The 12,770-nt window shown below is 36.5% G+C and carries 10 protein-coding genes; all 10 read right to left on the bottom strand.

All coding sequences use genetic code 11. The features are described 5' to 3' along the window. Positions 1–215: 215 nt before the first annotated feature. A complete protein-coding gene (locus tag SK608_RS09845; protein WP_004237018.1) occupies positions 216–1,100 on the bottom strand; it encodes an SPFH domain-containing protein in 885 nt (294 codons plus the stop codon). A 149-nt stretch (positions 1,101–1,249) separates the two neighbouring features. Then, positions 1,250–2,401, bottom strand: a complete 1,152-nt coding sequence (locus tag SK608_RS09850) for an iron-containing alcohol dehydrogenase (RefSeq protein WP_033678693.1) — start codon at positions 2,399–2,401, stop codon at positions 1,250–1,252. Positions 2,402–2,546: 145 nt separating this feature from the next. Further along, on the bottom strand, positions 2,547–4,313 hold the full coding sequence (locus SK608_RS09855; RefSeq protein ID WP_033678695.1) for an L-fucose isomerase: 1,767 nt from the start codon (positions 4,311–4,313) through the stop codon (positions 2,547–2,549). Positions 4,314–4,370: 57 nt separating this feature from the next. Next, entirely contained in the window at positions 4,371–7,487 is a 3,117-nt protein-coding gene (locus SK608_RS09860; RefSeq protein ID WP_033678697.1) for a glycosyl hydrolase family 98 C-terminal domain-containing protein, read from the bottom strand. A gap of 9 nt (positions 7,488–7,496) precedes the next feature. Beyond that, positions 7,497–9,791, bottom strand: a complete 2,295-nt coding sequence (locus SK608_RS09865) for a glycoside hydrolase family 95 protein (protein ID WP_033678699.1) — start codon at positions 9,789–9,791, stop codon at positions 7,497–7,499. A 57-nt stretch (positions 9,792–9,848) separates the two neighbouring features. After that, positions 9,849–10,649: a PTS system mannose/fructose/sorbose family transporter subunit IID gene (locus tag SK608_RS09870; RefSeq protein ID WP_000981723.1), complete on the bottom strand. Its 801-nt coding sequence runs from the start codon at positions 10,647–10,649 to the stop codon at positions 9,849–9,851. After that, positions 10,646–11,419: a PTS mannose/fructose/sorbose/N-acetylgalactosamine transporter subunit IIC gene (locus SK608_RS09875; protein WP_033678700.1), complete on the bottom strand. Its 774-nt coding sequence runs from the start codon at positions 11,417–11,419 to the stop codon at positions 10,646–10,648. The genes SK608_RS09870 and SK608_RS09875 overlap by 4 nt, the downstream gene beginning before the upstream one ends. Before the next feature lie 24 nt (positions 11,420–11,443). Continuing rightward, entirely contained in the window at positions 11,444–11,914 is a 471-nt protein-coding gene (locus tag SK608_RS09880; protein ID WP_033678702.1) for a PTS sugar transporter subunit IIB, read from the bottom strand. After that, entirely contained in the window at positions 11,905–12,336 is a 432-nt protein-coding gene (locus SK608_RS09885) for a PTS sugar transporter subunit IIA (RefSeq protein ID WP_033678738.1), read from the bottom strand. The genes SK608_RS09880 and SK608_RS09885 overlap by 10 nt, the downstream gene beginning before the upstream one ends. Next, positions 12,329–12,769: an RbsD/FucU family protein gene (locus SK608_RS09890; protein ID WP_000912113.1), complete on the bottom strand. Its 441-nt coding sequence runs from the start codon at positions 12,767–12,769 to the stop codon at positions 12,329–12,331. Before SK608_RS09890 ends, SK608_RS09885 begins: the two co-directional genes overlap by 8 nt. Between the last annotated feature and the right edge of the window lies 1 nt (position 12,770).

Raw genomic sequence — 12,770 nt, forward strand, 5'->3', positions numbered from 1 at the left:
ATCACTCCCTAAATACTCAGAAAAGATTCTATAATTTGTAGAGGAGGATTTAGTCCTCAAAGCTACAAGGGTAAAACAAAAAGAGCCTGTTGCCAAGCTCTTTGTACTCAATGAAAATCAAAGAGCAAACTAGGAAACTAGCCGCAGGCTGTACTTGAGTACGGCAAGGCGACGCTGACGTGGTTTGAATTTGATTTTCGAAGAGTATTAGTCTATTATTTCTTCTCAGCGCGAAGGGCTGACAAGATTTGTGTACGGATATCATCCACACCATTTGGCGTATTTGGTAAAAAGATGGTTTGATTTCCTTTAGAGGCAAAGGTATTCAAGGTATCCAAGTACTGGTTAGTCAAAAGGATGGACATGATTTGCTCTTCTGTCATGCCAACATTGGCTTCCTTGAGTTCTGTGATAGACTCTGCCAATCCATCCACAATCGCCTTACGTTGTTGGGCAATCCCCACACCATGAAGGCGGTCTTTTTCTGCTTCGGCTTCAGCTGCAGTGACAATTTTAATCTTGTCAGCTTCCGCCAATTCTTGCGCTGCGACCCGCTTACGTTGCGCCGCATTGATTTCATTCATGGATTGCTTAACTTCTGCATCTGGTTCGACCTTGGTAATCAAGGTTTTCACAATAATATAACCGTAAGTAGTCATTTCTTCTGCTACTTGGTGTTGGACTTCAAGGGCAATCTCATCTTTTTTCTCAAACAATTCATCCAAGGTTAATTTTGGAACAGAAGAGCGAAGAGCGTCTTCGATATAAGATTTAATCTGAGATTCTGGACGCATAAGTTTATAGTAGGCATCTGTCACGCTCTGTTCATTGACACGGTACTGAGTCGCTACATTCATCATAACGAACACATTGTCCTTGGTCTTAGTCTCAACCACAATATCACTTTGCAGCAAACGCAACTGAATCCGAGCTGCAATCGAGTCAATTCCAAAAGGCAATCGAATATGAATACCGCTATTGGCAACCTTTTGGTATTTCCCAAAGCGTTCAATAATCGCCACCGACTGCTGACGAACCACATAGACTGTACTCAGTGTGACTATCAGCAATAGGAGCACACAAACCACCACAAAAATCATCAAAAATGTTGTTATCATCGCGACGACCTCCATCATTATTTTTTCCTGTATTATAGCACATTTAAAGAAGGTTGTGCAGTTTTTACTGCGATTTTTCCTGAAATGTCAATAATTAGAGGTGAATTGTCACATTATCGTCTAATCTCTTGCTAAAATAACTCTTTATAAAAGGCAATCGTTTCTTCTAAGGTTGGCATAAATGGGTTTCCTGGCGCACATGCATCAATCAAGGCATTCTTAGAAAGGTATTCAAAGTCGAAATCTTTTTCTTCAATACCAAGTTCAGTCAATTTCTTAGGAATACCTACTGTTTCAGAAAGCTTCTCAATCTCAGCAATTGCATAATCAGCACACTCTTCATCTGATTTACCTTCCACATGAAGTCCCAAGGCCTTGGCAACATTGCGGAAAGCTTTCGGAACACGTTTAGCATTTTCACGTTCGATAACTGGTAGCAACATGGCACAGCAAACACCGTGTGGCAAATTATATACTGCGCCAAGTTGGTGAGCCATTGAGTGAACATAGCCCAGACCAGCATTATTAAAGCTCATACCACCAAGGAAAATAGCATTGACCATACCTTCACGCGCTTCAATGTCGTGTCCGTTTGCTACAGCACGAGGAAGATATTCCTTGATAAGCTCAATTGCTCCGATAGATAATTTCTTGGTCACATCATAAGCACCAGGTGTTACCAAAGCTTCAACAGCGTGAGTCAGAGCATCCATACCTGTCGCTGCAGTCAAAGCTTGAGGTTTGGAAAGCATGAGTTCAGGGTCATTAACAGAGATAAGAGCAAGGCTATTCTTATCAACCATTACCATCTTAACCTTGCGTTCTTCATCAGTAATCACATAATTAATAGTAATTTCTGCAGAAGTTCCTGCCGTTGTATTGATAGCCACAACTGGCAAGCCTTTTTTAGCAGACTTATGAAGCCCTTCATAATCCTGTGGTTTTCCACCATTTGTAGCCATGATAGAGATACAACTAGCTGCATCCTGTGGAGAACCCCCACCAAGACTGATGATAAAGTCACAGCCATGTTCTTGCAAAGCAGCTACCCCATCTGTGACATTCTTACAAGTAGGGTTTGGCTCTACATCGCTAAAGATGACATATTCGATTCCTTCTGTATCTAGCGGTTTTAAAACCTTAGGCAAAATGTCACTGCCTTCGATGAACTTATCTGTCACCAAAAGTGCCTTTTTATAGCCAAGTTCCTTGATATAAGGACCCACTTCATTTACAACACCTTTACCAATAAGGTTGACTGCCGGAACATAAAATGTAGCCATATAATTTTCCTCCTGCGCCTTCGCGCTATCTATTTAACATCATTATATTACTTTTTGTATTCGCTTTCAATCATTTGTGAAATATCTAACAAATATTTTTAAAAGGATAGGAGGGACGTAAGTTCACCTCCTATATAAACAAATTTTATTTATGTAGTGGCCCCAACAACTGACATGCACGATAGTCTGCTGATTCTAGATCATCTGTTCCAAATAAGGACCAATTTTTAGGTCTAAAGATATCTTCCTCAGGTACATTATGCATATTGACAGGAATTCTCAACATAGAAGCCAAGGTAATCAAGTCTGCTCCAATGTGGCCATATGTTATGGCTCCGTGATTAGCTCCCCAATTATTCATGACGTCATAGACAGACTTGAAAGCACCTTTTCCTGTCAAACGTGGAGCAAACCAAGTAGTTGGCCATCCTGGATCTGTACGATTATCTAAAGTATGGTGAACATCTTCAGGAAGTTCAAGTGTGTAACCTTCTGCAATTTGTAGCACTGGACCAACCCCTTTTAGAAGATTGAGACGTACCATTGTTACTGGCATATCCCCCTTCGTCAAGAAACGAGTTGAGAATCCTCCTCCACGGAAGTATTCGCGGTTTGCTGGTGGGAAGTCTGTATTTTCAAGCATAGCCTGCACTTCACTTTCTTCCAACTCCCAGAATGGTTTCATAACAGGTTTGCCATCTCGAGTAGCTTGGCCAGTACCATCTAATGTACAAGAGCCCGAGTTGATTAGATGTAAGAATCCATCTGCAGCACGACCCTCTAAAGTATGTCCCGTTACACGTTTAACAGCCTCTGGACTCCAATAAGTACGCACATCAGCAAAGATTTGTGGAGTATTTGTTAATAGATAATTAAAGAGCATAGACACACCATTTAGTGAATCATTCTCTGTCGCAAATACAAATGGTTTTCGAATACCATTCCAGTCAAACTGAGTATTGAGGAAAGTTTCCATAAAGTCCCCATTTGGGAAATGGTCTGTCCACTGGCGTTGGCCTTGAAAACCAGCTACTAGAGCATGGTGACCAACTGCTTCTTCCTCAAAACCAAGCTCTGCTAAACGAGGATTCCCCTGCATAAGATCTCGACCAATCATAAACATTTTTACCACAAATTCCCATTGTTTTTCTTTCTCTTCTTTAGAAAGAATCAAATCCTCACGATTTCGATCAACTCCTTCTTTGATATGTTCTTTTACCCAAACCATAGCACGTTCAAACTCTTCTGGGTCATAAATACCACGGTCAATACGACGTGTAAATTCCGTCATATCTACTGATTCATTTCTCATTCCTAGGTATTCTTGGAAGAAATCTGGATTCACAATAGAACCACCAATCCCCATCGAAACACTACCCATTGATAGGTAAGCAGTGTCTCTCATCAAGCCAGTTGCAAGAGCTGCACGCGCATAGCGTAAAAGTTTTTCTTTGACGTCTTCTGGAATAGCTGTGTCACTAGCTTCCTGAACATCTCTTCCATAAATTCCAAACGCTGGAATCCCTTTTTGAGCATGTGAAGCTAGAACAGCTGCAAGATAGACAGCTCCTGGACGTTCTGTCCCATTAAATCCCCAAATAGCATGAGGAATATCTGGAGACATATCCATAGTTTCACTACCATAACACCAGCATGGTGTGACTGTAATTGTTGCACAAACATTTGATTTTTTAAACAATTCATGTGAAGCTGCAGCCTCTGGAACACGACCAATAGTAGATGGAGAAATCACGCATTCCACAGGTTCTCCATCTGGATATTTCAATGTACTTGAAATAAGATCTGCCACACTTTTAGCCATGTTCATTGTTTGTACTTCAAGTGATTCGCGTACACCTTGACGACGACCATCAATAGTCGGACGAATACCAATACGTGGATGTTGGATCATAATACTTTCCTCTTATTTTTCTGTTTCTTTTATACTACCGTATGATAATTTTTAAAATTACTTATAAGTATAAACCTCTACCTCTGCCAAACTTAAAGGAATTCCTGCGTTTCTCAAAGAAATTCTAACCTTTTTTCCCTTCAGTCCTTTTAAGCCTATGGATAGATTATTGCTTTCTAAACTGTCAATATGTTGTTTAAAAACTTCATGATTATTTGAATCATATATAATAATATCAAAATTTGATAATCTCTGAATTTCAGCATCTGTTCTATTATAAATAATTAACTTTTCTAATTCTTCGGTTTGTGCTAAATCTATCTCCCACCATGAAGGAGAATCTCCTTTGGTATGAGTCACCGAATGATGACCATAATCTCCGTTTTTATTTCCATCAACTGCTAGACGAGAAAAACCATTGTAATCCGTTGAACTCTGTCTAGTTTCTTTTGCTAACGCAATATTGGAAAGTTTCTTCGGAGTTCTCTTTGAACCATAGACTTCAACTTCCGCTAAACTTAACGGAATAGCTGATGATTTTAATTCTATTTTGACTAGCTTAGCCCCTACAGAAGGTACTTTTAAAGATAACAGACCATCAACTACTTTATCAAAATGTCTTCTAAAAACTTCTTCTCCTGATGAAGATAGAAAAATAACATCAAAATTAGATAAACGCTGAGGTTCGGCGTCTGTTCTATTATAAATATCAACTTTAGAAACTGTAAACTCTTCTCCCAGATCGACCTGCCACCAAGCATTAGAATCTGCCTTAGTATGAGTCACTGAATGATGTCCGTAATCTCCGTCTTTATTACCATCAACTGCTAAGGCAGCCACACCTTCATAATTAGTTGAACTTTGAGTAGCTACCTTATTTGTAGAAACTACTTTATCTTCTGTTATTTTATCTATATCTTCTTCAGATTGCTTACCATCTGATTCTCTAAAAACCTCTACTTCTGCTAAACTCAAAGGTACACCACTCGTTAGTAATTTAACTTTAATATACCTTGCTCCTTTTTCTTTGAAATCTAGACTAACAGATTCACCCGACAAGTTATTAACATGTTTCTTAGCAACTTCGTTTCTATTATTGTCATATAGAATCACATCAAAATTAGATAGACGTTGAGTCTCAGCATCTGTGCGATTATAAATTTTAACAAGCCCAACTTTATCCATTTTTTTCAAATCGACTTCCCACCAAGAGGGATTATCTGCCCTAGTGTGTGTTACCGAACCAGAGTTAAAATTACCATTTCTGTTACCATCCACAGCTCTATTAGGGTCTCCATTGTAATCTACAGAACTTTGTGTTGTTGGTTTTGCATATGCTATATTCAAATTACCATCATTAAATTTATCTGGTGTTGGGAAAGAGACTGGGCCTGTCCCCTCAGTATTTATAGACATCTCTACCATTCCATTATGATTAACCGTAATGGTATAAACATGGGTATTCTCATCCCAATTTTCTGTATAAGTATAATGATTTTTATCGCCACTTATATTTATCTGAGGTTTATGACCAGTATGCCCTTTTAATGTAAGTGTTGTTGTCCTAAAGTCATTATCTACAGGATTGATGGAATAATTTTTGCTTATCCAGTTCGCTAACTCTAATTCTTCTTTCTTCCAACTTTTTGATGCATCAAAATTTCCTGATAATGCCCACATAGCTGTCTTATCTGTCCTGTAATTGTTCAATAAAATATGTAAATTATTTGGATTTTCTTTAACAACAGCGTAAGTATGAGGCGTCAAATCTAACGATAACGACTTTGTATTATTAGTATACATAGGCAACATTACTTGCTGATTTTTATTGATGTTAGCATTACTATTATAAATATACCAGGAATTACCTACACGCTGAGCATACCCATCTCCTTCATAAAGTTTTGGATAAAGCGAGTTTAAATAGTTGACTTTACTAGACAATTCCTCACTATTTTTAGTCAAAATTTTTGCATTAGGGAATATAGATGAAATCTTTTCCTTATCAATTTTCTCATGTATTACAGGAAGAATATGGTATCTCCCATTATTATATAAAGGCATTGTTTCATCATTCGAATAAAGTCCTTGATAAAATCCGTTTAATGAACTAATCCTACCTTCTCCATTCCAAAATACAGCTTTTGTTCTATTTACAACTTCTTCCTTACTTGGAGCTGGATTTTGTATAGCATGTCTAAAGAAAGGAATAATACCTTTAGTAAATGCTGGAGTTGGTACATCATTTGTCATAAATGTATACGCGGCACATTCGAAATTATAAACTGTGCCTCCCCCAGTATATACATTCATCATTTCCATAGCAATCATTGATTCTGGTTCCGATGCATAGGATCTCATATCCCTAGCTCTTCCAGTTTCAAATGTGTTTGTATAATGTTTTTCCCACCATTTCCATGTATCTGTTGATGAACCCCAGTTATCACATAAGCCACTCAACCAAAATCCACTAACGATAGAATCTGTACCTGCATCATCTCTTATTGGCGTATTTTTAGTTGCCAACACCAAATTTTTATGATATTTTTGACTAGCTTCAAAGAATGTCGAATCATTCATAATAGTTTCCCAGAACCATTTTTCATGATCATGCCAGATAAAATGCGCTCCATATTTGGCACAAACTTCCAAATATTTAGCACTATGCGGAGCTAACTGGTTATTGTAAATCCAATAATTCTCAATATTTAAAACACCTTTTAACACACTATACTTTTGGAATTGTTCATCTAACCACTCTGGAGGAACTGTATTACGCTCTCCAGCCGACATAATAACCAAGAAAACTGGAATGTTTAGACTTTGAGCTTCCTCCAACATCTTGACATACCATTCTCTCAATTCTTTCGTATCTCGTGGAATACAACTTGTTGGTTTACAGACTTTTGCAGGATGAAGTTCAATCGCTGCATATGGCTTTACATCTTCAGGAATAGCTTCCCATGCTCCCTTCAATGTGTTCCCCCACCATAATCCGTTACCATTATCATTGCCATACAACGGAGAAAGCAACAATGGCGATTCATTATTAATCGTCGTTCTCATTTGAACACGATTATCAGCCTTAACTCCTGCTAACAATCCAAAACATAACATCCCAATACATACAAACAGTATTGTGATTAATTTTCTTTTTATTTTTTCTTTATTCATGACTTATACCTAAAAATTTAACTCAATAATTTTTTCTGAATTAAATACCAATTCAATATTTTGTACATCAGTATTTTTGCCATATATTCTTACTCTTACTTTTTGATCTTTGTTTCCTCCTTCCAATTTTAGAAATGTTATATCCCCATTTTCCCAAGCAAATGATACCTTATATCCTCCTCTTACTCTGAGGCCTTTCACTTCTCCTTCTGACCAAGCAGAAGGTAAAGCTGGAATTAGTGATAACCAATTATGATGGCTCTGTACTAATAATTCACAAATTCCACTCACCAAACCTAAATTACCATCAATTTGAAATGGTGGATGGTCAAGAAATAAATTCCCAAGAGTCGCATTATTTAACAAACCATTAATCTGGTTATAAGCAGGCTCACCTTGATATAGTCTCGCAAAAAAATGAATCAACCATGCAGCGCTCCAACCTGTTTGTGTACTAGCATGCAAACCACTTACTAACCAATTATTAATCGCTTGTTCCCTATCCTGCGAAGATAAAAAGTTAGCATTTGATAATCTCCTATTTATAGTGATTTCCGCTGCTTCTGCTAATTCAGGAGTTTTATAAATATCAATCTCATTATAAGGATAAAGCCCAAATAGAGGTGAAATGTGTCTATGACCAGGCTCTACTTCTTCATAATCCTCTAGCCATTCTTGTATTTGCCCATTACTACCTATTTTTGTTTTAGGTAGTTTCTTTTTTAACTCCTTCACACGACTAATAAAATCCGAATTGTCTCCTAATTGTTTTGCGATTCCAATGCATGAATCACAAAAATATCTTAGAATTTGATTATCAATTGTAGATGATAGGCAAGCATTTCCTTCAGTACCATTTTTTAAACGATATTTATTTTCCGGTGAAACACTTGGACCTGTCATCAAGTAACCATCCACCTCAAATAAATAATCTTCAAAGAAAAGAAATGCTTCTTTTATCATTTCAAAATGTTCCGTAAGAATACGCTCATCTTGGAAATATAAATAGTGTTCCCAAATATGTGTACATAACCATGGAATAGTTAATACCCAAATTGCAGCCCCCATGGCATGAGATTGGGGAGCCGTATCGCCAAAACCATCCGTATTATGATGTGCTGTAAAACCTCTAGCTCCATACATTTTCTTAGCGGTTAGTCTTCCCGGCTCTCTCATTCTTTCGAGCATATCAAATAATGGATATTCTACTTCTGGTAAATCACATGGACCTACCATCCAATAATTCATTTGAGTATTAATATTAATCGTATATTTAGAACCCCAAATTGGATTTAATTCATCACACCATATTCCTTGAAGATTGGCAGGTAAACCATTCGGCTGACTAGACGATATTAACAGATATCTTCCATAATGAAATAACAAGTTAGTCAAGTAGTTACTATACTTTTTAGTGTTTTCAAGAAGTAGATTCGTTGGAATGCTAAGACAATCTTTACTATAGTCCAGTTTAAAATCAACTCTATTAAATTGCTCCTGATATTTTTTTACATGTTCATCTTTTTCTGTAAAGTAATCAATGCTACTAAATTCTCCCTGAAGAGAAGAAATATCTATGTCTCCCCAATAATCCGTCATTGATTTGAGATAAAGAAATACCTCTGTAGCATTCCGAATAACTATTGTCTCTCCCAATACACTTACTTCACCATCCGTAACCTTAGAATGACATACTACTTTAAACTGAACACCTTTTCTACCTCCGGCAGAGGCCGACATTAAAATTGTACTTGAATCCAGTTTAGATACTTCATCATTAAACCGTTTATTTCTACCCAAATTAATGTTTAAATTTAATGTGTTTTGAACTGATGACACTATACGGCAACATAAAATATTCTTATTAAAACTCGTAAAATATTCTCTTTTTATTTGTAAATTACAACCATTAGGCTCAAACACAACATTAGAAATAGCTGTATCTAAATCTAGCTCTCTTTCATACAATGAAAGAGCAGAAGACTGAATATCTATATGCTCAATGTAAAGTTCCCCAAGTAATTCATAGTGGCTTTGATCTCTTGGGGTAGCAAACATTGTTAACTTTATCAATTCTTCGGCTTTCTGAACTTCTCCATCTAAAAGATATTCCCGAATTTTTTTAAGATGCAATAGTGAGTCTGGATTATTTCTATCTGACTTTCCTCTATACCAAATAGTCTCATCATTTAGTTGAATACATTCTTTTGTAGCTGAACCATAAATCATACCACCTAAATGACCGTTCCCAATCGGCAAGGCTTCATTCCAATTTGAGGCAGCTTTCTTATACCATAATTTCACTCTTTACCTCTCTTCCAAAATGGAGGTGATATCCCAATACCACCTCCACACTTTCTACTACTTCAAAATTCCTAAAACAACTAGGATAACTCCAATAGCCATAACACTAAAGATTAGTACAACCGGATTTTTCCCTTTTCTAATTAATTTACACATTAATAAAGTCAAAGCCATAGGGATAAATCCTGGAATTAATTTTGTAATCATTTCTTGAACAGAAATAACAAGTTCCCCCTGCTTAAATTCTAATCCAAAATTAATACCAACCATTGATGGAATCAAACCACCCACTAGTACTAGCCCTAATGCTGTCGCCATACTCGTAACGCGATTCAATGTTCCTTTTGTATTATTTTCTTGGATAAGACTAGAACCCTTAGTATAGCCATATTTCAAACCGAAATATTTAACAGGAATATTAATAACATTAAACAATATTAAGGCGATAAAGATACCTAAAGCACCGCCGTCTTTAGAATAAGACGCACCAATACTAAAACAGATAGGAACTAGTGTCAGCCAGAACAAACTATCTCCTAGACCAGCCAGTGGCCCCATCAAGCCAACTTTAATACCAGTAATTGAATCTGCACCTTCATTTCCTTCTTGTTCTTCCATAGCGGAAGTAACTCCAAGAATAAATGGTGCCGCTGTTTGATGAGTATTGAAAAACTCAAGGTGACGTTTCATAGCAGGAGAAGCTGAATCTTTGTCTGGATATAGTTTTTTCAATACTGGAAGAATTGTATATAGAAAACCAAGGTTCTGCATTCTCTCATAGTTCCATGAAGAACCATACATAAAACTTCGTTTGAAAACTTTTTTAAGTTCAACTTTAGTTACTTTATTATTCATCATAGATCAAGGTCCTCCTCAACATCACTATTTGAAGTTGTTTCTTGTGGTTTACTTCCAATCATATCGTAGAAGTATGCTACCGCAATACCAACTAGTGAGATTCCAATGGTTGACATTCCTCCATACACAGAACAAATGAAGCCAATCAACAAGAATACCCACATATTTTTCTTGAGCATCATATTTAAAAGCATACCAAAACCAATTGAAGGTAGTAAAGCACCTGCAGAGTTAAGTCCCTGCATAACGATTGGTGGAACCTTAGCAAACAAGTCTGCCACATATTCCCCTCCAAGCATAATAGCTAGGAAAATTGGCACAATTTTAAACAACGTGATTAAAATCAAACTTGAATAATGATAAAAACCAATCTTTGAGTAATCTCCGTTTTTAGCATCATTATCAGCTTTTTTCACAAAATAAACATCTAAAGTTTTTGCAAGAACATCCAACTGTTGGGTAGCAACTGCAATTGGAACCGCTATAGCGATACCAGCAGTTTCTCCTTGCCCAGATAAAATACCAAATGCAGTACCAATAATCGCACCTGAAATAGTATCTGGTGGAGTGTAGCCTCCAATACCTGTTACACCGAGCCAAGTTAATTCAAGAGCTGAACCAATAAGAACACCTTGGGTGAAATCTCCTAAGACTAAGCCAACCATTGCACTTGTAACTAACGGACGGTGAATCATAAATAACGGTCCATTATAGTCAATAGTGGCAATAATCCCAACTAATGTCACCAGTAATGCTTGTGTGAATAGCATATACTGTACCTCCTTAAATTATTTTTATAAAAATTTTTCCAACATTGTAACTTTATCATTGGGAACCATTTGAATTTCAACTCTCGTTCCCTTATCAACTACTTTCTTAAAATAATATTTGTCTTCTTCACCTAGAGCTACACCTCCAGTTACCTTTTCATTTTCCTCCGTTTTACTCATCTGTCCTACATTGAGGTACTCCAATTTTAAATTTCCTTCAATAGAGTCATACACATCTTTTGGATTGGTATATATCAGCATTGTTCTCTTTTTTATTGGCACAGAGTTTAAAACTTCCACAAACCGTTTTACACTAAAGAAAACAATTTTTAAACCTACCGGTGCAGAAATCTTTAAAATAGATTGTCGTGTTTTATCTTCTGAGATGCGATCATTAACAATGATAACTTGCTCAATATCATACTTTTTTAGCCATGTAGTGACAACTTGACCATGTACCAGACGGTCATCAATACGAACAAACTCTATAGACATAAATCTTCTTCCTCCTCTACGTTAAGTTGTTGTTTAACATTAAACAAACTATTTTGAGCATTGTGAACAATTTCTTCTAAATTGATTTTTGAATCATAACTTGATATTAATTCCACTAGGAGAGGAATATTAAAACCTGTTACAATATCAACTGAATCCAAATTTAAAAACTGTGACAAAGCCACATTATTAGGACTTCCTCCAATCAAGTCAGTCAAAACGATAACCTCTTGATTTGAGTCTAACAGTTCATCCACTTGATTTTTAAAATAATGCTCAAACTCTACAATATTCTCTCCAGGCATCAAACCTAATGTCCTAACTCTATCATTTGTTGTCTCACCAACAAACATTTCTGCGGTCATGAGAGCTCCGCTAGCAAAATCACCATGACTGGCAACTAAAATTCCTCTATTAAACATTTTCTCTTTCAACAACTACTCCTTTCTTAAGGATAATATTAGCATAAAGTGAAGTTTCTCCTGTAGCAACAATAGCATAAGCTTTCTTACTACGTTCATAAAAGTCTTCTCTTCTAAGATAAGTAATCGTTTTAAGATCTGTACCATGACCTTCAATCATCTGTCTATAGGTACCCCATATCTTAGGAATATCATCACCCGAAACAACGTTCATAAACTGAATTGAACTATCGACGTAACTATCTAATGGCATTAAATACAGAATGGAATCTAATAATTCTGGAATATTTACACCATCACAACGAATTAGTTTATTTGCACATGAAGCAGAAGGATAATTCGCGTCAGCTAATACTATTTCATCTCCATGTCCCATTTCCATTAAAGTCTTCAATAAATCTGGAGAAATATTTTTCGGTATATGTTTTAACATT

The sequence above is a fragment of the Streptococcus mitis subsp. hohhotensis genome (genome assembly GCF_000722775.1).
Taxonomy (GTDB): Bacteria; Bacillota; Bacilli; order Lactobacillales; family Streptococcaceae; genus Streptococcus; species Streptococcus carlssonii.

What these genes read in the sequence shown, in the direction of transcription:
- SK608_RS09845 (WP_004237018.1), bottom strand. Translation starts at nt 1,100, where the DNA reads ATGATTTTTGTGGTGGTTTGTGTGCTCCTATTGCTGATAGTCACACTG.
- SK608_RS09850 (WP_033678693.1), bottom strand. Translation starts at nt 2,401, where the DNA reads ATGGCTACATTTTATGTTCCGGCAGTCAACCTTATTGGTAAAGGTGTT.
- SK608_RS09855 (WP_033678695.1), bottom strand. Translation starts at nt 4,313, where the DNA reads ATGATCCAACATCCACGTATTGGTATTCGTCCGACTATTGATGGTCGT.
- SK608_RS09860 (WP_033678697.1), bottom strand. Translation starts at nt 7,487, where the DNA reads ATGAATAAAGAAAAAATAAAAAGAAAATTAATCACAATACTGTTTGTA.
- SK608_RS09870 (WP_000981723.1), bottom strand. Translation starts at nt 10,649, where the DNA reads ATGATGAATAATAAAGTAACTAAAGTTGAACTTAAAAAAGTTTTCAAA.
- SK608_RS09875 (WP_033678700.1), bottom strand. Translation starts at nt 11,419, where the DNA reads ATGCTATTCACACAAGCATTACTGGTGACATTAGTTGGGATTATTGCC.
- SK608_RS09880 (WP_033678702.1), bottom strand. Translation starts at nt 11,914, where the DNA reads ATGTCTATAGAGTTTGTTCGTATTGATGACCGTCTGGTACATGGTCAA.
- SK608_RS09885 (WP_033678738.1), bottom strand. Translation starts at nt 12,336, where the DNA reads ATGTTTAATAGAGGAATTTTAGTTGCCAGTCATGGTGATTTTGCTAGC.
- SK608_RS09890 (WP_000912113.1), bottom strand. Translation starts at nt 12,769, where the DNA reads ATGTTAAAACATATACCGAAAAATATTTCTCCAGATTTATTGAAGACT.